At 57.5% G+C, this 19,588-nt stretch carries 18 protein-coding genes; 8 read left to right on the forward strand and 10 right to left on the reverse strand.

The features are described from left to right. Positions 1–22: 22 nt before the first annotated feature. The 5 genes from ACW9UL_RS05385 to ACW9UL_RS05405 are packed head-to-tail and all read left to right on the forward strand — an operon-like array spanning position 23 to position 7,621. Positions 23–1,516: an ATP-binding protein gene (locus ACW9UL_RS05385; RefSeq protein WP_201268337.1), complete on the forward strand. Its 1,494-nt coding sequence runs from the start codon at positions 23–25 to the stop codon at positions 1,514–1,516. Further along, entirely contained in the window at positions 1,513–4,389 is a 2,877-nt protein-coding gene (locus ACW9UL_RS05390; RefSeq protein ID WP_128729990.1) for a Z1 domain-containing protein, read from the forward strand. The genes ACW9UL_RS05385 and ACW9UL_RS05390 overlap by 4 nt, the downstream gene beginning before the upstream one ends. After that, positions 4,373–5,389 (forward strand): PD-(D/E)XK motif protein, encoded by a 1,017-nt coding sequence (locus ACW9UL_RS05395; RefSeq protein WP_075749821.1) that lies wholly within the window; start codon positions 4,373–4,375, stop codon positions 5,387–5,389. Before ACW9UL_RS05390 ends, ACW9UL_RS05395 begins: the two co-directional genes overlap by 17 nt. After that, positions 5,379–7,163: an AIPR family protein gene (locus tag ACW9UL_RS05400; RefSeq protein ID WP_457789375.1), complete on the forward strand. Its 1,785-nt coding sequence runs from the start codon at positions 5,379–5,381 to the stop codon at positions 7,161–7,163. The genes ACW9UL_RS05395 and ACW9UL_RS05400 overlap by 11 nt, the downstream gene beginning before the upstream one ends. Continuing rightward, positions 7,160–7,621, forward strand: a complete 462-nt coding sequence (locus ACW9UL_RS05405) for a very short patch repair endonuclease (protein ID WP_276574281.1) — start codon at positions 7,160–7,162, stop codon at positions 7,619–7,621. Before ACW9UL_RS05400 ends, ACW9UL_RS05405 begins: the two co-directional genes overlap by 4 nt. On the opposite strand, the gene ACW9UL_RS05410 is transcribed toward ACW9UL_RS05405, so the two are convergent. The 3 genes from ACW9UL_RS05410 to ACW9UL_RS05420 all read right to left on the reverse strand — a co-directional run bounded on the left by ACW9UL_RS05410 (position 7,569) and on the right by ACW9UL_RS05420 (position 11,390). Continuing rightward, positions 7,569–9,155 (reverse strand): DNA cytosine methyltransferase, encoded by a 1,587-nt coding sequence (locus ACW9UL_RS05410; protein WP_075751197.1) that lies wholly within the window; start codon positions 9,153–9,155, stop codon positions 7,569–7,571. The two genes, ACW9UL_RS05405 and ACW9UL_RS05410, sit on opposite strands and share 53 nt — an antisense overlap. A 544-nt stretch (positions 9,156–9,699) precedes the next feature. Continuing rightward, positions 9,700–10,875 carry a toxin-antitoxin system YwqK family antitoxin gene (locus tag ACW9UL_RS05415; RefSeq protein ID WP_457789377.1) on the reverse strand — a complete coding sequence of 392 codons (1,176 nt, stop codon included), beginning with the start codon at positions 10,873–10,875 and terminating at the stop codon, positions 9,700–9,702. A 161-nt stretch (positions 10,876–11,036) separates the two neighbouring features. Then, a complete protein-coding gene (locus ACW9UL_RS05420; RefSeq protein ID WP_075751196.1) occupies positions 11,037–11,390 on the reverse strand; it encodes a hypothetical protein in 354 nt (117 codons plus the stop codon). A 130-nt stretch (positions 11,391–11,520) separates the two neighbouring features. Between ACW9UL_RS05420 and relB the strand changes: the two genes are divergently transcribed. After that, entirely contained in the window at positions 11,521–11,868 is a 348-nt protein-coding gene (gene relB / locus ACW9UL_RS05425; protein WP_457789379.1) for a type II toxin-antitoxin system RelB family anti-toxin, read from the forward strand. Here relB and ACW9UL_RS05430 read toward each other — a convergent pair. The 7 genes from ACW9UL_RS05430 to ACW9UL_RS05460 form a co-directional block, all read right to left on the reverse strand. Then, on the reverse strand, positions 11,855–12,160 hold the full coding sequence (locus ACW9UL_RS05430) for a hypothetical protein (RefSeq protein ID WP_457789381.1): 306 nt from the start codon (positions 12,158–12,160) through the stop codon (positions 11,855–11,857). The two genes, relB and ACW9UL_RS05430, sit on opposite strands and share 14 nt — an antisense overlap. A 59-nt stretch (positions 12,161–12,219) precedes the next feature. After that, positions 12,220–12,429 (reverse strand): hypothetical protein, encoded by a 210-nt coding sequence (locus tag ACW9UL_RS05435; RefSeq protein ID WP_457789383.1) that lies wholly within the window; start codon positions 12,427–12,429, stop codon positions 12,220–12,222. Between the two features lie 13 nt (positions 12,430–12,442). Next, positions 12,443–12,940, reverse strand: a complete 498-nt coding sequence (gene radC / locus ACW9UL_RS05440) for a RadC family protein (protein WP_457789384.1) — start codon at positions 12,938–12,940, stop codon at positions 12,443–12,445. Beyond that, on the reverse strand, positions 12,912–13,862 hold the full coding sequence (locus ACW9UL_RS05445; RefSeq protein WP_457789386.1) for a recombination directionality factor: 951 nt from the start codon (positions 13,860–13,862) through the stop codon (positions 12,912–12,914). The genes radC and ACW9UL_RS05445 overlap by 29 nt, the downstream gene beginning before the upstream one ends. A gap of 90 nt (positions 13,863–13,952) precedes the next feature. Continuing rightward, positions 13,953–14,957, reverse strand: a complete 1,005-nt coding sequence (locus tag ACW9UL_RS05450) for a YqaJ viral recombinase family nuclease (protein ID WP_457789388.1) — start codon at positions 14,955–14,957, stop codon at positions 13,953–13,955. 75 nt (positions 14,958–15,032) lie between these two features. Further along, the gene (locus tag ACW9UL_RS05455; RefSeq protein ID WP_457789390.1) at positions 15,033–16,001 is read right to left on the reverse strand and encodes a TIGR03299 family phage/plasmid-derived protein; all 969 of its coding nucleotides are present in this window, start codon (positions 15,999–16,001) and stop codon (positions 15,033–15,035) included. An 89-nt stretch (positions 16,002–16,090) separates the two neighbouring features. Continuing rightward, positions 16,091–16,420, reverse strand: coding sequence for a hypothetical protein (locus tag ACW9UL_RS05460; protein ID WP_457789391.1), 330 nt, complete (start codon positions 16,418–16,420; stop codon positions 16,091–16,093). Between the two features lie 249 nt (positions 16,421–16,669). Here ACW9UL_RS05460 and ACW9UL_RS05465 point away from each other — a divergent pair, with 249 nt between their 5' ends. Together ACW9UL_RS05465 and ACW9UL_RS05470 are read left to right on the forward strand one after the other, a co-directional pair. Beyond that, complete coding sequence (locus ACW9UL_RS05465) at positions 16,670–17,821, forward strand: dsDNA nuclease domain-containing protein (RefSeq protein WP_457789393.1); 1,152 nt, start codon at positions 16,670–16,672, stop codon at positions 17,819–17,821. Positions 17,822–17,854: 33 nt separating this feature from the next. Then, on the forward strand, positions 17,855–19,582 hold the full coding sequence (locus tag ACW9UL_RS05470; RefSeq protein ID WP_457789395.1) for a GumC domain-containing protein: 1,728 nt from the start codon (positions 17,855–17,857) through the stop codon (positions 19,580–19,582). Positions 19,583–19,588 lie beyond the last annotated feature (6 nt).

The raw sequence follows: 19,588 nt of genomic DNA on the forward strand, positions 1-19,588 counted from the left end.
TGCTCCGCCACGAGCAGGGGCGATGCTGGAAGCCCTGCGTGGCCTCGGTTACTCAACAGCAGCTGCTTTGGCAGATGTGATTGATAACAGCGTGTCAGCTGGGGCAACAGTGGTTCGTGTGAAATTTGAATGGGATGGGCAGGAAAGCCGGATATCCATCTTGGACAACGGCCGTGGAATGGACGACGCCGAACTGGAGACTGCCATGACTCTTGGTGCCAAGAGTCCTCTTGATGAGCGCGCACCCACTGATCTCGGTCGTTTCGGGATGGGCTTGAAAACTGCCTCCTTCTCTCAATGCCGCTGTCTTACTGTCGCATCCAGAAGGATGGATGGCCCCGTTTCCTGTTTGCGTTGGGATCTCGATGCCATTGCGGCATCGCAGGACGGTGGATGGAAGATGTTTGAGGGGCCGGCCTTTGGTTCCGATGCGTTCGTTGAGCCAATCGAGACTCTCTGCCATGGAACGATCGTCCTCTGGGAACGATTGGATCGCATTGTTACTCCCGGCTATGACCTCGACCACTTTGCGGACTTGGCCGACGACGTAGAGCTACGTTTGGCAATGGTCTTCCATCGTTTGCTAGAAGGGCCAAACCCGATTTTTCGGCTGTTCATCAACGACAGATTGGTGAGCCCTTGGGATCCCTTCATGACAGGCCACCCTGCGAAACCGTGGCAATCACCGGTCGCTCAGATTATCACTCCGTCCGGTCTAGTTGAGGCTCAATGCCATGTTCTGCCACACAAAGATCGGATCTCCGAGGACGAATACCTTAAAGCAGGCGGGCCAGAGGGGTGGACATCCCAGCAGGGCTTTTACGTATACCGGAACCGCCGTTTGCTTCTGGCAGGAGGGTGGCTTGGGCTTGGGCAGGGGCGCTCGTGGAATCGGGAGGAGCCTCAGCGGCTCGCCAGAATCAGGTTGGATATCCCCAACACTGCTGATTCCACCTGGAAAATTGATGTCAAGAAGTCAACCGCACGGCCACCTGTAACAGTGCGCCCATGGCTTACCAAGTTGGCTGAGGATACTCGAGAAAGAGCTAGAAGGGTCTTTGCCTTTCGTGGTGCGCCAATGCCCGGGCCGGGCGGCCTCAAGGTCGAGCAACAAGCATGGCGTGTCGACAGGCTCAAAGGCGGTGTGCGTTACCGCATTGATGAGGGGCATCCGGCGGTAGCTGCAGTCATAGAGTCGGTTGGTGACAAAGCTGACCTTGTCCGGGCGATGCTCCGGGTTGTGGAGGAGACCGTCCCTGTTCAGCGGATATGGCTCGACACTGCCGAGAACAAGGACACCCCGAGAACCGGCTTCTCGGGAGAGGCCGAGACGGCCCCCGACGGCGTCAAGACCGTGCTTCTGACCCTGTTCCGGGACATGATCGGGCGGCGCGGCATGAGTCCGGAGGCGGCCGTCAGAGCCCTGTCCTCTACGGAGCCTTTTCAGATCTACCCAAATCTCGTCGCGAGCCTCCCGGATATCGCGGCAACGCCTGACGAAGGGAATGCAGGATGACGGAAGAGCAGAGCAAGGTGTTTCAGCGGGTCGTAAGCGTCGCCCAGACGTTCCTGGCCGAGGCCATGGAGAAGGGCGCGGTCACGCCGACCCTGATAGCCGAGAAGGTCGACTTCGTGGCGACTCACATGGCCCCGGGCGAGAGCATCGACAGGAAGGAGGTGGTCGCGGAGCTCATTCGTCGATTCAGTCTATGGATCGGCGGGGCTTCCACGCTCTCCGACAAGACCGGCCACAAGGACTGGCTCACCGCCGCCCGCAGGAAGGATTGGCGCTACTGGCAGCGCTACCGCGACTTCTTGGAGGGCAAGATGTCCGTCAAGGCCGTGGACGCCTTGGATGACGCGACCAACAAAGTATTGGAGCTGCTCGAAGATCCTCTGCGTCAGGGATGCTGGGATCGGCGCGGGCTCGTCGTCGGGCACGTCCAGTCAGGCAAGACGGGCAACTACACGGGGCTGATATGCAAGGCGGCCGACGCGGGCTACAAGATAGTCATCGTCCTCGCCGGTCTGCACAACAACCTGCGCTCGCAGACTCAGATTCGTCTGGAGGAAGGCTTCCTCGGCTACGAGACCTCGGCGAAGAATGACGTAGTCCGCTACATCGGAGTCGGCGAGAACGGTCGCGACGCTGAGATTCGCCCCAACTGCGCGACGAATCGCTCCGACAACGGGGATTTCAACACCAAGGTCGCGAAGCACCTCGCCATCTCCCCGGAGCAGCGTCCCTGGCTCTTCGTGGTGAAGAAGAACAAGACGGTGCTGGACCGCCTCCTCAAATGGATTCGCAACCACGTCGCGGATTCCAAGGACGCCGACGGCCGTCCGCTCGTTTCAGGTTTCCCTCTGCTTCTGATCGACGATGAGGCAGATCATGCGTCGGTGGACACCGGGGATCAAGTCGTGAACAAGGACGGTACGGTGGACGACGAGTATCAGCCCAAGGCCATCAACAGCCGAATCCGGAAGATCCTCCACTCTTTCTCCCGAAAGGCCTACGTCGGATACACCGCCACGCCGTTCGCAAACATCTTCATTGATCGGCGCAAGGCGACCAAGGAGGAGGGGCCTGACCTGTTCCCGCAGTCCTTTATCATCAACATCTCTGCCCCCTCGAACTACGTTGGCCCCGCCCGTGTCTTCGGACTGCGCTCGACTGAGGGCAGAGACGGTGGCCTGCCGCTGACCCGGGAGGTGAATGATCAGATTGACGCTTGGGGCGAGGACGGTTGGATGCCGCCCCGACACGACAAGAGCCACGTGCCCATGTTCGAGGGACGTGACGAGGTCCCACCGTCCCTAAGGGAGGCGGTATCCGTCTTTGTCCTGGCCTGCGCTGTCCGCGTCCTGCGCGGTGAGGGCCGCAGGCACTGCTCGATGCTGATTCACGTGACGCGCTACACCGCTGTCCAGGAAGAAGTACGACGCCAGGTCGACGAGCTCGTGAAACACTTCCGCAACCGAGTGAGAGGGTTCGGTCAGGCGGAGAAGGATAAGTTGATGGCCGAGTGGCTCGAGCTTTGGGAGTCCGACTTCGTCCCAACGTCAGCCGCCGTGGCGACAGCTATGGGCGAGGTGGGCGGCGAGTTCGACCTTCCCCAGTGGGATGACGTCGAGGCAGTGCTCCCTGAAGTTCTCGAAGATCTTGCGAACAGCGTCAGGGCTATTAACGGCTCGGCCGGGGACGTCCTTGACTACGCAGAGCGCGAGGAGACCGGCTTAAAGGTCATCGCCGTCGGCGGCGACAAGCTCGCCCGGGGGCTGACTCTTGAAGGGCTCTGCGTCAGCTACTTCGTGCGCTCCACGAAGATGTACGACACCCTGATGCAGATGGGCCGCTGGTTCGGCTACCGTCCTGGGTACCTTGATCTGTGCCGCCTTTACACGACCTCCGATCTCGTCGAGTGGTTCGGCCACATCGCCGACGCGGCCGAGGAGCTTCGCCAAGAGTTCGACACCATGGCTGCGGTCAAGGCGACCCCCGAAAGCTATGGCATGAAGGTCCAGTCTCACCCCGTCCTGATGGTCACCTCGCCGATCAAGATGCGCAGCGCGAAGAGTCTTCAACTGTCGTTCAGCGGCGAGGTGCTGGAGACCGTGGCCTTTCATCGAGACAGAGCCACCCTTGATAAGAATCTGACCGTCGCCGAACGTCTCTTGGAGGCGGCCGGAGCCCCTTGTTGCGACGGTGTCATTTCCCGACGGCGCGGCGAAGGTCGCCAGGAATGGAAGGGGTTCCTCTGGGAGAGCGTCCCGGCCGACCATGTAGTGGACTTCTTCACCAGCTATCTCACTCACCCGGCAGCCAGGAAAGTAAACAGCGCGGTGCTGGCTGACTTTGTCAAAGTGATGGCAGCGGGTGGCGAGCTAACCTCCTGGACGGTCGTTCTTCTGGGCGGCGGCGACGGCGCCTCACACGTTTTATGCGGTAAGTACGCCGTCGAGAACATGGTCGTCCGGAAGCCGAAGGAGGGCGGGGAGCATTACTCCATCGGGCGACTTCTGTCGCCGAGGGACGAGTCGATCGATCTTGAAGAAGATGCCTGGCAGGCTGCTCTCGAACTCACGGTCTCCGCTTGGACCAAGGATCCCGCCAGAGGAACCGAGGACACCGGTAAGGAACCTCCGAAGTCGCCTAGCGGCCCGTGTGTCAGGAGGGTGCGCGGACTGGGCGCCGATGGCGTTCCGGGGAATCCCAAGCGAGGTCTCCTGCTGATTTATCCTCTCGATCCCGCCGCCGCGAACCTGCCCGCCGACGGCCCGCCCGTTATCGCCTTCGGGGCCAGCTTCCCCGCTAGTCGCTCGACGACGACCGTCAAGTACGAGGTGGATCACCTCCTCTGGGAGACCGAGTATGCCCCGGCCAATTGACGAGTTCGTCGCCGCTTGGGAGGCGCTTTCCGGACGCAGTGGGGAGGAGAGCGGCTGGCGCGGTATCGCCGTGACTCCCGTCGGCGAGTGCGAGCTCTTGGCTGCTCGGCGCTTCCCCGGTAACGAGGAGGCTCTTCTGGCTCGCTTTCCGACGGCCCGTCTCGGTTCGTCCGAGCGACTGCCCGAGGGCAGGGGGTTCGAGGTCGTTCGGGCGGATCCTCGCGGCGATGGCAAGACTTGGATAGCGTTGTCTAGGAAGGAGTCGGGAAGTCCCGAACTGTTCGTGGAAATGGTCGGCGATGTTGCCGGGGCCATGGACGGCTGCGCGGCGGAGGGCGAGGCCGCTGTTCTGCGGACCATGCTGCGCCGGGTGCGCATGTGGCAGCAGTTCATGTCGCGCGGCGCGGGACCTCTCAGCCCCGAGGCGGAACTCGGTCTGGCGGGAGAGCTCTTCTTCATGGGCATTCTTTTCGATGCGGGGATTTCTCCGGAGACGATCCTCAAAGGCTGGGTTGGGCCCGACGATGCCCCTCAGGATTTCCTTTTGGGAGACGGGGCTATAGAGGTCAAGGCGACGATGTCCTCATCCGGCTTTCCGGTGAAGATTGGCTCGTTGGAGCAGTTGGACGATGCAGTCGCCTCGCCGCTGTTCCTTGCGGCTGTCAGGTTCGCCAGAGGAGAGGGTGGCGCGACCCTTCCCGAGATGGTTGGGGAGGTCGAACGACGTCTAGGCGGTGAGCCCGAGTTGATCGACTTCCTGCACGAAAGGCTCATGGTCGCTGGCTACTCAGACGCCCACGCGGGCCAATACTCCCGAAGGTTCGAGTCGAAGGAGAGGCGGACTCTCTCCGTGTCTGCGGGCTTTCCACGGCTGACGGTAGGAGCCGTTCCAGCTGGTGTCACAAGAGCAATTTACGAAATCAATCTTGATCACGCCGGGGATTTTCTCGTGGACCTCGACGTGGCTTTAAAGCTACTAGGAGTAACGGATGACGCTTGACGAATTCTTCGCTGAGACCAGGGGCGAGATCGCGGCTCAGATGAGCGACGGATCCCCCTTTGCTGAGCTCGTTTTCTCTGAAGTAGTGATGCAGCACCTCGTTGATGCCGGAATGACCTTCGAGCCGGTCGTCTGTCACTTTCAAGGGAAGGTAGGCAATGCGAATCTGCGCTTGAGCGGCTATGCCATGTCTGAAGAGGCCGACCAGCTTGACCTTTTTGTGAGTCTCTACGAGGGTTTCGAAGGCCTGAAGCCGATACCCGACCAAGACGTGAAGACGGCGGCGGCTCAGTGTGTTCGCTTCTTGGAGCTCTGCGCAGCGGGGCGCATCGCCGATAAGCTGGATCCGTCAAGCGATGTCCACTCCCTTGCGCTGACGATTCGGGAAATTTACGACGGGCTTGAACAGGTTCGTGTCTACGTACTCACGGACGGCATAGCTAAGTCGAAGAGTTTCAAAGCCCGAGACGTTGGTGGAAAGTACGTGAAGCTTGAAGTCATGGACATCGAACGGCTATTTCGGCATCGCTCCGAAGGTAAGCCACGTGATGAGCTTGTCGTTGACTTCAATGAGGTATCTGGTTCCCCACTACCCTGTGTCTTTGTGCCAGGTGACACCGGGGACTATGACTACGCACTGACTGCAATTCCAGGTGAGGCGCTTCGGTTTGTCTATGAGAAATTTGGCTCTCGTCTACTTGAGGCCAATGTCCGCTCATTCTTGAGCGTGAAGGCCCGGGGCGTGAATGCAGGGCTCCAGAATACTCTCAGGAATGCCCCGGAAAGATTCATGGCATACAACAACGGAATTGTATTGGTCGCTGATGAAATGCGACTTGACCGTGCCGCAGATGGTTCACCTGGCATAGTTTGGTTGCGGGGGATGCAAATCGTTAATGGCGGCCAGACTACTGCGTCAATTTTCTTTGCCAAGAAAAAATATGCAGATACGGATCTGAGCAAGGTTCGCGTGCCAGCCAAAATCATCGTCATGAAAGAGGAGGATCCTTCAAAAGAGGAGTCTCTTGTTTCCGATATATCGCGATATGCAAATAGTCAGAATTCTGTGCGTCAATCAGACCTGTCTGCCAATAAACCGTTTCATGTCGATATTGAGCGGTTGTCGCTCTCGGTCTACTGCCCTGACGGTACTGGGCGCTGGTTCTATGAGAGGGCGGCAGGCAGTTACAACACTCTTCTTGCCCGAGAGGGCGTGACCCCTGCCAAACTCCGCGCGCTGAAGGAATCTGTACCAACCTCGAGGAAAATTACAAAAACCGAGTTGGCAAAATACCTCATGGCGTGGGATGGCCAAGCTGACGTTGTCAGTCTTGGTGCACAGAAGTGCTTTGATCGATTCATGTCTGGCATGGCTGAAGTGGAACCTGAAGGGAAGGCTTTCGTTCCTGATGTTGCCTATTTCAAGGCTATTGTCTCGAAAGCATTACTTTTCAAAGCAGTCCATAAGGCGGCGCGGCCATTGGTACCAGCCTTTCTTGCCAACGTTACTGCTTACTCTGTTGCGTTGGTTTCAAAAACTTACGGCGAGTCTTTTGATCTCGAACGGATCTGGAGTAGACAAGGTGTATCTCCTCAGCTTGTTGAGCAGATTGAAATCTGGGTTCGGGAGATCAATGATCGGCTTCATGAGACCTCTAACGGCAGAATGATCTCTGAATGGGCGAAGCGTCCAGAGTGTCGAGAGGCCATGTTCTCCCGGCCATTCTCTGCCCCTTCCATTGATATTCCGGAGGCGCGTCGGGGGGGACTGTGACAGATGTAGTCAATACACTGATCCGCAGCCGAATGATGTCGGGAATACGGGGAAAGGACACCAAGCCAGAGATGCTTGTACGTCGCGTCCTTTTCAAGGCGGGTTATCGTTTCAGGTTGCACAGGAAGGACTTGCCCGGAGTCCCCGATGTCGTTCTTCCCAAGTGGAAGGTCGCGCTTTTTGTGCACGGATGCTTTTGGCATATGCATCAAGGTTGTTCCAAGGCAAAGATCCCTTCCACTCGCACCGAGTTCTGGCGGAGAAAGCTCGAGGCTAATGTCGAGAGGGATCTAAGGGCGCAGATTGCGTTGGCAGAGGCAGGTTGGCGAGTTGTCGTTGTGTGGGAATGTCTGACCCGAGACTCTCAGGCATTGGAAGCCTTTCCCGATATGCTGTCCGCTTGGATCAGAGGCCCTGCAATTTTTGGCGAGTTTTCCCTGCCCGATAAGAGTCGATGACCGCTGCAACGATAGCTGCGATTTTCCGAGCTAGAAGTGGCGGCACAGCGTTTCCGACCTGTGTGTACTGCTGTGTTCTGTTACCTTCGAAGAAGTAATTGTCAGGGAAGGTCTGCAGTCGTGCAGCTTCGCGAACAGTCAAGCTCCGGCACTGACTCGGATCGGGGTGTATGTAGTAATGGCCATCTTTGGCTATGTGAGCAACAACAGTCGTAGATGGGCCATCCGCCATTTGAACCCTGAAACGGTCACTGAAGGGGACTGAGGCGGAAGAAACGTTCTCATGAGCTGGCAGGAGTTGTTCGGGGAACTGATGTATTTTCGGGGAGGTTCCGTAAAGCTTTGCGAAGCTTGCAGCAAAAATATATCTATGCAGGTCAGAGCGCATATGACTCCTTGCCTCATGCTGCAGGACTCCCCCAAGCCTGGGGTCGAGGAACCACTCCCGTTGTTTGGGACTCATCTTTGGAGCTACGTTCCAAGATATGTACCGACTGCCGTTTGAGTTCAATCGCTGTGCGTCGAGCGCTGCAGTTCGAATGGTATCTATTAGATCACCTCGACCGGCTACATAAGAGCGAAAAAGGATAGAGCTGGCCTCATCCAATGCTGCAAGCCAAGATTCAAGGGAGTCTCCTCCCCTTGAAATCTTGCTACGCAGTGGGGGGAGTCCCGATAAGGCTTGGTCAACGGTAAACGCCGTTTGACTGGGTTCCAGCACCAGGTTGTGAGGACGCTCCAGCAATGCGGGACAGTTCGATGCGACATCAGAGCGAACACCGAACAATATAACTCGGTGTCGTGCCTGTGGGAGACCGTAGCGCTCGGCTTGGATGATGAAGTCGTGCGGATCCAAGTTTTCCGCTTCGTCAGCGACGACAAAGGAGCGGATGCGGTACGAAAGATCTCCTGCGGGACTCGAAAGGTCTTCGAGAATCTGTTGGAAGATGTGCGATCCACTGTGTTGCGAGGACAGGATGCCTTTTACGTTCTCCATGACGAAGATTGTTGGTTTGAACTCGCGAATAATCCGCAGGTATTCCTTGTATAGAAAGTGCTTCTCGTCGCTCTCAAATTCCTCCAAGGTCTCGCGGGTCCGACGGGCGCGGCCGGCTACCGAGTATGCCTGGCACGGTGGACCGCCGATGAGAACCCATTCATTTGCGCCACTCAAAGCTCCACTGATCCAACGGTCGATGTCCTCATGTGAATCCTTGCCAAGCTCCGCGAGCTTTGCCTCTTGCGAGGCCTCCACAGCTTCCGCCGGGACGTCCGGATGCCTGAACAGCTCTTCACGGGTAATCTCGCCCCGAGTGTACTGGTAGTAAGCTTCAGGCGCTTCGCCTTTCGGAAAGGCGCGGAACAGCGCGCGTAGGGAGAGTGTCGCGTGAGCGACTGGATCCTTCTCGATCGAGACACGAAGCTTGAACTTGCGTGTTCCCTTTTCATGACCGCCGATGGAAGAGAATCCCTCTCCGAGTCCACCTGGCCCCGCAAAGAGGTCGATGACCGGGATTGAATCCTTGTGATTCATTGAGCTAGCCAACACGCCAAGGGGAAAATAAAAGAGCGCCATTTTGCGCTCAGGGGGGGACGCAGCCCCTTCACGGGTATGCGCTTAAATAGAGCCAGATGGTACCGGTTCACCAAGTGGCGGGCAAGAAATGAGGGTATGGATAATGCTGCGAGCGCGGCGATCAGCTTGGTCTTAATGACGATGAGCTGGTTTCTGTGATGCCTTGGCCAGCGTGGCTTCGGTACACGAGCTGGACGACGAGACGTTGGCTAGAATTGCTCATTAATTGACCAGTAGTCTGCGCAAGAACAAGGCGGCCGATTGAGGCAAGCACGGCAGTGTGCGTGCCAAACTGCGGCTATTGGGTAATCAAATACTGCTTAAGTACAAGCGGAGATGGCACAACTGGTGCTGGCGCAGGCTGAGACGCTCTGTGAGGCATGGATGTAAGGCTGGCTGCCGGTATGCAGGTGGCGGCTTTTAAATCAAAAAAAAACGGTGGTTCAACTGAGGGGACCATTGAGGCCCCTTCAGTCAAATGTCAACCGTTTATCGACACCAGTTAAGGCAGCTTCCCTTCGCTACACCAGTCCTCCCACTCATTTATTTGCTCGCTCACGATCATGGCTTCATCACCAATTTCTTTTCGATAGGCGGTGATCCAAGCATCCAGGCAGCCCTCAGATGAAAATGCTTGTGTACTGTCGGTGAGATACTCTTCGCGCGGAGTCTCTTCTTTCCGTATATTAATACTATACTCCTGGCTTTCTTGGAGTTGAGGAGGATGGTCAACTTTTACCCCATTGACCCAGAGCTCTTCGCCAGTAGTTGTATCAAGCAAGGCATTATATTTCTTGATAAGACCGTCTGGCACTAAGGTGCCGGGATAGTCATCGTAAAAGCCTTTGCCTTCGTCATTGGGAGCTCGAATCAGCTTGATTTCTTGTATGAGTCTCCCGTCTACTTTGCTGTACTGCCTAAACCACCCAGATACAGTGTCGTCATTTTTATAGTGGATTTCAAGATCCTGCTGGATTGTGTCTGTGTTTGGGATGCTGATATACCTTTTGAATATGCCGTCCTGTTTCCCATTTTGGAAATTATTCTCGATATGCGTGTACTGTTTTCCGCTGTTTGTTCTGCTGTAGGTGAGTTGTTGTCCGTGCAGTTGGCCGTTTAGGTAGTTATATCTACCTGATGGGTAATTGAAGCTGGTATTGAATTGGGTTTTAAAGCCGTTTAGTTCTTTGCCATTGCTCCAAGTGATATCGGTCAGTTTCGTTTGGCCGTCTTCGGACCAGCCGACCTCATCTCCGTCTTGCAGGCCATCTTTGTATTCTTTTCGGCTTATCAGGGTTCCGTTGAGGTATTCCTCTGCTGTTCCGTGTAGGCGATTGCTTTTCCAGTTCTTGACGAATTTCGTTTTTCCGGTTTCTGCATCGAATACGGTCTCTGTTCCGTCCTTGCTGCCTGCCGAGAACTCAACCTCGTACACCTTCTGAGAGTTGTAGAAACACTCGCTTTTTCCGCTGTAGCGACCTTTCTCGACTTGGGAGTTGCAAAGCGCTGATATGCCGGGGATTCCTGCTGGAGTGTTTAGTACCAGTCCGGTAAATGGATCGGTTTCGCCGTATTTATAGATAAGCCCATTTCTGATAACGGTCTCTGCATTGTCGATTTCGGATTTGCAGCCGGTTATGGCTAGTGCGACTAGGGTGATTCCTATCAATCTTTTCATAATCGGTCTATTCCAGGATTCTTAGGGGCTTATATGTAGGTGGTTAGGGGCGTGGCTTTTAAGCTGCAGGTGTCGGGCCGCGTCCAATTCGGTATCGGTCGACACTTGCTCGCTTTATTACACCTGTGCCGAACCACTGGCTTTTTTCAGAGGGGGCGGAGTTATTTCTTGTAGATGACCCTGAGCCGTTGATTCACGTAGTCCTTGAGGATTTCGTAGTCCGGGTTGCGGGTCAGGAGGTTGTGCCCGGCGCTGGCTGCAGCGGTTAGCGTTACGACTGAAAGGGTGACAGGGACCGAAGCCAGGCTGGCAAGCGCGCCAATTGCCCCACCTTGAGCGAGTGCGCTTTTCGTATCGCTCTTGACGCGGCACTTCATCCCCAAGCTTTCAATCTTGGTTTCGACCAGTTTGATGCCGGCCATGAAGTTGCCCCTGAGACCGTTGATCTCGAAGGACGCTTTGCTGCGCACGAGACTTTCGATCTGCGCTTCGTTCAGTCCGGAGATGACATACATCTGTTTTGTGCTCCCTGCTTGGAGTTGGAGGAAAAGTTGAATATCAACCTTTAGAGTCGAGTCTCGGTTTGTGAGGTCCTTCATGTCAACGGGTTGATGCCCAACCATCCAGGTCGATCTGGAGGGTGGCATGTCAAAAAGCGATTCGAAGCAGCTGGCGGAAGTCGTGGGCCAGGCAATTGCTCGCCAGCGAGTGCGCTGCAAGCTGAGTCAGGAGCAGGTCGCGGAGCGATTGGGGATCGGTAGTGAGGCCGTTTCACGCATCGAGCGTGGCGTCGTGATGCCCAACGTCGAGCGTCTTGTTGAGCTGGCGGCGGTCTTCGGTTGTGAAACCGCCGACCTGCTGACCGAGGGCAGCTCGCGCCCAGAGGATCAGGCGCGTCGACTGCAGGGGCTGCTGTCCACGTTGAGCTCGGATGATCGTGCGCTGGTGCTGGAGTTTGTGGAGCGTCTGGTGGAACGCCTCAGCCGTGGCTAAGGCCCTCCTTACTTTCTGTTGTCTCGTCGAACAAAGCGCCGCAGCGTAGGCACAGGCAGTCGAAGCCGGCGAAGTGAAACCGCACGACATCTTCTGCCGCCTTTCGGGCCTCCGGGTACGCGGGTGCAACTGCTGCCAGGCCGCTGAGAAGATCGGCATGGCCGCTCCCCTCATGTGGGCGCTGAGCTCCCTTGATTGCGCCATTGAGTAACCCGGCCAGCAGGGTCAGCCCTTTGGCTGCGTCCCGTGTCAGCACGGCGCCGGAGTCGCAGATCAGACACTGTCTGTTCATCGTCATGCTCCCTATTGAATTGAGGCGGCCAGTGCATGCCTGGCGGCTCGTAGTAATGATTAGTTCGGTGGTGCAGTGGTGGACTCTGCCGCGGCTGTTCCGGGGGCTAGCGCCTTCACGAGGCGGCAGAAAATCCAGCACGCCAGCAGTACGGCGATCAGCAGTGGCGGAAAGCGCACCATCAGAAGCACCAGCAGCAGAAGGGCCAGGCAGCCCGCGAGGATGCCGGCGAACAGGAACACGGCGGCAAAGATCCGTAGTAGCTTCATCGTCGTGTTCTCCTCACAGGTAGCCCTGTTCTGCCAGCGATACGCAGCCCTCGTGGCCCACCACGATATGGTCCAAGGTTCGCACCCCGACCAGGTTCAGGGCCTCCCGCAGTTTGTGAGTCAGGGTGAGATCTGATTGGCTGGGTTCCGGGTCACCGGAAGGGTGGTTGTGGACCAGCACGGTTGCTGCGGCGTTGTGCTCCAGGGCAGCTTTGACGACTTCCCGGGGATAGACACTGGCGCTGTCCAGGGTGCCCCGGAACAGTTCGTGAAAGATGATCACCCGGTGCCGGCTGTCGAGCAGAAGCAGGGCGAATACCTCATGCTCGTAATCGCCCAGCAGCGCCTGCAGGTGGCTGAACACTTCCTTCGGTGAAGTCAGTGCTCGCCCCCGGCGCAGACGCAGATTCGCCAACTGCCGGGCCATCAGCAGGATGTCGGTTTCGGTGACCGGCGACTCGACCAGGTAGGTGCCGGTCGATTCACTGGCCTTCAGCTTGTGCAGACGCATGCAGGGCTCCTTGATGGTTATCGGTCGGTGGGGTATGGCGCTGGGCTTGCGCGTCCAGCTTCTCGGCCAGGCTGGTTTTCCCAGAACGCTGGAGAGCGTTGGGGGCTGGAGATGGGCTTTCTTCGGTGGGGTAGAACTCCTCGGCGACGGCGCCAGCGTCTTCCTCGCTGTCCTCGAAGGCGCCATTGCCGAAGCCACGCTGCGCCGCTTCATCCAGCGCGGCCTGATCGAAGCCAGCTGCTTGCCGCTGCGCATCGAGCTCGTTGGCGGCCAGCAGCGCCTCCGCCATGCCCATACCGCCACGTACCGTCAGGTCGACGTAGAAGATCGGCGTCCCATGGCTTTGCCGGGTGGACTTTCCGCGCAGACGCAGCTCCAGCGGCAGGCAGGCCAGGCGGTTGCCGGATATGGCCTGGAAGTAATGCAGGCGAGCGGCGAGGGTGCGGATGCTGTTGAAACCGGTGGTGCGGAACACGAAGCTACCCAGCGGATCGTCGTCGCCAATGACCACGTTCAGCCGACCGTAGGGCCTGCAGGCATTACCTTTGGCCAGCGGGCAGGCATCCGGCGAAGGGCAGGGCAGCGACTGCATGCCGTCCTGGGTGACGCGCTTGCAGGTCTCGCCATTACCCACGCACAGCGGCCGTCCGGACTGCCGATCGAACAAGGTGTAGTCGGCGCGGAAGTTCAGCTCCGGTTCGTTGAACAGCAGGCGTACCGGAATGCTGCGCAGCTTGTCGTCCTTGCCCTGACGCAGCTCGTCGTTGAGCGGATGCAGCAGCCAGCCGTCCTTGCCTTGCACCTGGGAGGTGATGGTGAACTGGTCATCCTTCTCCGGCAGGCGCTTGCCGTTCTTCTCGACGACCTTGCCTATTGAGATGCGGCCGAGCACCGGCGGTGTGATAGCCAGACCTTTGAGCATGATGGTTCTCCTGGAAATGAAAAAAGGCCAGCCATGCAGCGCTAACTGTCTGGGCTGGCCAAGGGGATGGAGGGGCGAAAGAGATGGAAATCAGCCGACCAGGAAACGCCGCGCACCGGGTTTCAGCAGCGGGTACTTGGCCTGCAGGTAGGGTTTGTCCTGGAGCAGTTGAGCGACATCGAGACCGATGCTGTCCTTGGCCTTGCGCCAGCTGACGTAGCCGCTGGAGAACTCCGCCCGGCTGGCAGCGCCCATGGCCTGTTGCAGCATCTGCTTGAGCTCGGCCTCGCGCTTTTCCTTGTCGGCAATCGACTGGCGCACGGCCTTGAGCTCGATGAAGGCAGCGGCCAGTCCGGCATGGCCGCTGAAGTCGACGATCTGGCCGTTGTCCTCCGGATAGAGGCAGCGCAAGGCCGCTTCGGCGGACGCCGTGCCATCGGCCGGCGGTGGCGTGTCGGTTTCCACGTACTGCCAGAACTGTCGCTCCAGCTCGATCAGGCGCTCGATCATCTGCTCGTCGCGCTCGATACGGTGGATCTCCAGCGTCTGGCCGCCGAGCAGCACGGCGATATCCGCGGCCTGCTTGCCGGTGACGGCGAGTTGGTGCATCACCTGCAGCGTCACATACTCGGGCACGCCTTCTTTCCAGAGGCGTGCCCCGTTTATGCCCGCGGTCTTGCATTCGAGAATTTGCACATCGTCGGCCCCGATCACCTCGCGGTCGATGTTGGCCAGCATCCAGGGCAATTCGGGATCCGGATGCTGCAGCACGGCGTTGATGCGGCGTACCTTGTTCTTCGTGCGCTTGCTGTAATGCCAGGCCACGATGGGCTCCAGGACATTGCCCCAGTACATCGGGCTTTCCTCATCCTGGGGATCGGCCTTCGGCAGCCCGGCATCGCGACCGGTCTTCTCCAACCACAGTTCCAGCTGCGACTTGTAGGGATTCAGGCCCACGGCCGCCGCGGCATCCGAACTGCCGATGCCCCGCTTGCGAATTTGCAGCCAGTCCTCGCGCGGCAGCTCCTTGGTGCTGACCAGGCGCAGGGCAGGGCGTTTCTTGCTGGTGCTGCCGTTCAATGACGTTGCTTTCATGCTGTTCACCTGCAGACATAAAAACGCCCGACCAGCACAAGGCTGACCGGGCGCGAAGGTTGATGTAAGTGAGGGTTAAGCGGCGAGCTGCAGCGCGGTATCCAGGGCGCGTTGCTTGATCTGAGCGCCCTGGCCGAACCAGGCCGAGTCCATGCGGTACTCGTTGCTGCGCGCACGGCGCTCGTGGTCGACGTACTCGGTCACGGCGTTGAGCAGGCCCCAGGCGGTCCCGCGTGCCGAGTCCAGCTGGCTACCGCGACCACGGCCTTCGTACAGTTCCTGGGCCTTGCGCAGGGCGCGCTCGTTGGGCAGTTGCTCCGGCAGCGCGCCGGTCGGGTTGGTCTCGCACATCACGTTCATGAAGAAGCCCAGTGCCTCATGCCACTGCACCTTGCGCTCGGCCAGCGCGCGCATGCGGTACATGAACTCGTCCCATTGCGAGACGGCGATGCCGAGCTGCTTCTTCACTGCCTGGGGATCGAAGCGGGTGTTGTGCGGCACCTTGATCGCCCGGCTGGTGCCGTCCAGGGCGATAGTCAGGGTGTTGTTGCAGACCACGCGCACGGTGGTCGGGGTTGCCGTGGTGGCCAGGGTGCCGTCGCAGGACGTCGCCAGCAGCAGGTAGCCATTGACCTGGTCGTTGCCCTTGAGCGCAGCGCCTTGCCCGGTACGCGCCAGCGCCCAGAACTTGCGTCCGCCTTTGAGCACGCCAGCTGTTTCCAGCTCGTAACCGGAGACTTCGGTGAGATCCCGGTAGAACTCCAGCACCTCACGAGGCTGCACGGTGTGATAGCGCTGCGAGACCACCGACAGCGGGGCCTTGGTGTCCGAGCGGAACAGTACCTTTTGTTCGGGGAAGGAATGGATCGCGCCCAGATGCCCAGCGACTTCTGATTTGAAATGCACGGGGCTTTCCAATATCTGCCAGTCCATGCCGGCTTCGCGTTGCCAGACTTCGATGGGTTGTTTCTGCGTGAGTTGATTGCCCAGGCCGTGCCACGGAGTAGCGCCAGCGTAGGCCATGGTTTCGACAAGATGTGCCATTTGGATGATTCCTTTGGGTACTCCGGCATCAAGCGCTGCGCACGGCGCAGCACCGACCGGACAAGTGAAGTGAGAGGAGAGGGCGCCGATCAGGTCGGCAGGTTGAAGCGATGACCGCAGAACAGGCAGAGGTTGTGGGCCAGTACGTGGCGGTCGAGCGACTCGCCGAGCTGAGCGCCGAGTGCACAACCACCGACACCACCGGCCAGGCCACCGAGGATGGCACCCGACACGGAACCGAGGGTGATGCCGACAGGGCCAGCGAACGCGCCGATAGCTGCGCCAGCCTGGCCACCTGCCAGGGCAGCGCTGACGCCCCGCGCAACACCGCCCACGGTGCCGATGGCAGCGCCGACTTTCATGGCGTGATGGAAGGAAGCGACTTTGGGGGAGAGACAGCGAGGGCACTGCAATGACATGGGGCGAACCTCCTTGGTAGTGATGTCATTGCTGTTATGTGTGGTTGAGATTTTTTCGAGTTGAATCTGGTTGCGCGATGACAAATCGATACTCGAAATGGCCCGCCTGACGTCCTCAAGACTGGCTCCGTGTATCAAGGCAACGGCTAATTCCCATCCTTTACAGCTCCCCTGAATGTGGCCGATGATGTCGAAACGGAATTACTAGGGCAGCCATCGTCGGTGGCAATAACGCATAGGGAGGATGCTTTGACCATATCGGCTGGCGCCGCAGAATTATTGCTCGTCGCAAACAAACCTGGCCTCGCGGAGACAGGAGGAGGCCACGGGGCTAAGGGGGTGGACTTTCAGCGTTGGTGGGCAGTGCTCCGAATGGTGGAAATGGAGCAGGCGAATGAGCCGGATTTCTTGCTCCTCTTCGAAACCGTGCAAGATGTCACAGAGCTGGATTCAGCAAACTCACCCACGCGTGCCCGCGTTTATCAGGTGAAGAAGAAGGACCGTGGAGAGTGGGGCTGGTCTGTGCTCACTGGAACAACAGTGCCTGCGAAGAAGAAAAGCTCGAAGGTAGCATCTCCCACGTTTACAAAGGTCAGTGATAGCGCACTGGGAAAGCTTCAGCTCAGTCTTGCTGCCTTCGACAAACTCCCAGTCGAGGCGTACTTCATCTCAAACGCTGGCTGTGATATCCCCCTTGCGGCTGGAGGAAATGCCGCAACGTCGATGCCTTGCTCGCTAGCGGACTTTGCCCTTGAGCATGTGCAACTCTTGACTCAAGCCCTGCATACACTTGGGATAGATGGCTCACCTGCTCCCGACCTAACGAAGATCAAGCTTAAGAGGGTCGCCATCCACCCCGATGAACCCAGTAGCCATGTCATCAAGTCGGCTCTAGAGCTTTTAACAGAGCGCAGCCCGCCCCATGCAGGTCAGGCAGCATCCTTCGTGGAGTCTCTTGTCACGAAGATTTCACCTCTGGGCCGACACACCGATACGTGCTCATCTTTCGATGACCTTGTGAGGCAGCGTGGGTTCTCGCGGCAGGAGTTTATGTCTGCGCTCGGTGCGCTTGAGACCGTCCCGGACCATTCTGCCTATCTAAATGACTGGCTTACTCAACTGCAGAGTGAGGGCATGGACTTCATGGAGGTAACAGCTATCCGCGCACAAGCTGCCAGAGTCGTGCGAGAGCAGCTTACGGGAGCAGCCCTACCCACTGTTCAGCCACTCCATGATTTCTGTGATGCCTGGCTCGACTCCAATGCGCGCGGATCCGGCCTGTTACCGTATTTCGAGACGGCGCTAGCTGCGCTGAGAAAAAATTTTAGCGGCTTTCGCGATGCAGAACTTCTAGCGCGCTTTGCGATGAGGGCTATTAAGAAATGCGTGGACCAGAACTGAGACTTCTCGTTCGTAGCTTGAGAACTAAGAACTATGAAAAGCTTCCGCTTCGTAAACATCTGGCTGCTCTCGCATCGCGACAGGAAAGCGCGGCACGTCAATTTCCACCCTCAGAAGAACTTATTGAGGGGAAGGAACCACACAGGCAAGACCAGTCTGATACGGAGCCTCTTTGAGACTCTTGGCGCCAAACCTCAGGGCAAGCTAGAGGCGTGGGACGAAAACACGGCTTGCATACTCGAATTTTCTGTCGATGGACGTCACTTTTTCGCATTGCACCAGAACGGGCGGCGTGCATTGTTCAACGCCAATCGCGAGATGATTGTCGCGACTTCTAATTTTGGGGAATGGTCGAAGAGTTTCTGTGATGTCACTGACTTTAACTTGGTGTTTACCGACAAGAAGGAATCTGAGATTCGGCCCGCCGATCCTGCATGTTTCTTCTTGCCTTTTTATGTAAACCAAGACGGCAGTTGGCAGGCTGAGTGGAACACATTTGGTGGGCTCAAAAGGTTTAGCTCGCCTTGGGGCTCCATTTTGGAGTATTTCACCGGCGTTTGTCCTCCTGAGTACTACCGTGCTAGGGCTGAGAAGGCTCAAGAGTCTAAAGTTCTTGAGGAGCATCGGCGTGAGTACAAACTCCTTGAGCGTACTATAGAACGATTTAGTCGCACGCTTCCTTTATCCGGGCCAAAGGTCAGTGCCGAGAATTTTGCAGACGAGATTGCTCTGTTGACCCAAGAGGTTAATGAGCTTAATCAGAGGCAGGAAGTGCTACGAAATGCAGCTGTCCGTGAGCAAGACTTGCTTTCTAGTCTGGAGCAGCAGATTCGATTGGCCGACGATGCACTCGCGGCTTATGACCACGATGCAAAGTACTTGCGCGCTGGAGATTCGGAGCCGCTGATTTGTCCGACTTGCAACGCCGAGCACACCAAGTCCTTTCTCGATTTGCTCAATTTTGCTGAAGATGCGCGTGTGCTCCGTGAGCTCGCTGGGCGCCTTAGAGATGACGCAAATCAGGTGCGGCGCCGATGCGGCACCGCTTTGGCAGAGTTGAACACCCTAAATGGAAACTATCAGCGTATCTCAAAGCTGTTGGATACACGCAAAGGGGAGTTAAAGTTTCAAGATGTCGTTGGCAGTATGGGGGCAGAGAGTGCGTTTGCTGCCTTCGAAGCTGAGCGTAAGCATCTACAAGAGGCCATCGATAAGGCTCTCGGTGCGGTCGATGCTTTAGAGGAGAAGATGAAGTCGTTACGCGCCGCGAAAAGAACGCGAGCGATCTTAGACGACTTTAGGTCCAACTACATGACCGGTCGTGTTGCACTGCAATTACCCTCTGTCGATGCATCAAAGATGAAGCTTACTGGTCGTCCTGATCTATCTGGAAGCGGAGGCCCTCGGTCAATCCTGGCTTACTACGCCGCATTGTGGCGAACCTGTCAGGGGGAGACCGGAACGTACGACGTACCAGTCGTAATTGACTCACCAAACCAACAAGCTCAGGATGACATCAATCTTCCTGCTGTGCTCCATTTCATAGCCAAGGAACTGCCAAAGGACATGCAGCTAATTGTTGGCTTGGAGACCTCAACTGATTTTCCCTTCGATAGAGAAATACACTTGGACGTGAAGTACTCAATGTTGCGTGAGGACCAATGGGGGGAGGCTGAGAGCATTGTTGAACCATTGCTTAAAGAGATGTATGCAACGATGAAGTCCGATATCGAGGAACAGGACGACACCGTAGCGCGGTGACTTGGT

Source organism: Pseudomonas sp. PL-6 (assembly GCF_054110165.1).

Bases quoted from the DNA above. Each gene is read 5' to 3' on its own strand.
- ACW9UL_RS05445 (WP_457789386.1), bottom strand. From the start codon at position 13,862: ATGCTCAAAGGTCTGGCTATCACACCGCCGGTGCTCGGCCGCATCTCA.
- ACW9UL_RS05435 (WP_457789383.1), bottom strand. From the start codon at position 12,429: ATGAAGCTACTACGGATCTTTGCCGCCGTGTTCCTGTTCGCCGGCATC.
- ACW9UL_RS05460 (WP_457789391.1), bottom strand. From the start codon at position 16,420: ATGTCATTGCAGTGCCCTCGCTGTCTCTCCCCCAAAGTCGCTTCCTTC.
- ACW9UL_RS05410 (WP_075751197.1), bottom strand. From the start codon at position 9,155: ATGAATCACAAGGATTCAATCCCGGTCATCGACCTCTTTGCGGGGCCA.
- radC (WP_457789384.1), bottom strand. From the start codon at position 12,940: ATGCGTCTGCACAAGCTGAAGGCCAGTGAATCGACCGGCACCTACCTG.
- ACW9UL_RS05450 (WP_457789388.1), bottom strand. From the start codon at position 14,957: ATGAAAGCAACGTCATTGAACGGCAGCACCAGCAAGAAACGCCCTGCC.
- ACW9UL_RS05395 (WP_075749821.1), top strand. From the start codon at position 4,373: ATGCCCCGGCCAATTGACGAGTTCGTCGCCGCTTGGGAGGCGCTTTCC.
- ACW9UL_RS05470 (WP_457789395.1), top strand. From the start codon at position 17,855: ATGAAAAGCTTCCGCTTCGTAAACATCTGGCTGCTCTCGCATCGCGAC.
- ACW9UL_RS05420 (WP_075751196.1), bottom strand. From the start codon at position 11,390: ATGTATGTCATCTCCGGACTGAACGAAGCGCAGATCGAAAGTCTCGTG.
- ACW9UL_RS05385 (WP_201268337.1), top strand. From the start codon at position 23: ATGCTGGAAGCCCTGCGTGGCCTCGGTTACTCAACAGCAGCTGCTTTG.
- ACW9UL_RS05455 (WP_457789390.1), bottom strand. From the start codon at position 16,001: ATGGCACATCTTGTCGAAACCATGGCCTACGCTGGCGCTACTCCGTGG.
- ACW9UL_RS05400 (WP_457789375.1), top strand. From the start codon at position 5,379: ATGACGCTTGACGAATTCTTCGCTGAGACCAGGGGCGAGATCGCGGCT.
- relB (WP_457789379.1), top strand. From the start codon at position 11,521: ATGTCAAAAAGCGATTCGAAGCAGCTGGCGGAAGTCGTGGGCCAGGCA.
- ACW9UL_RS05390 (WP_128729990.1), top strand. From the start codon at position 1,513: ATGACGGAAGAGCAGAGCAAGGTGTTTCAGCGGGTCGTAAGCGTCGCC.
- ACW9UL_RS05430 (WP_457789381.1), bottom strand. From the start codon at position 12,160: ATGAACAGACAGTGTCTGATCTGCGACTCCGGCGCCGTGCTGACACGG.
- ACW9UL_RS05415 (WP_457789377.1), bottom strand. From the start codon at position 10,875: ATGAAAAGATTGATAGGAATCACCCTAGTCGCACTAGCCATAACCGGC.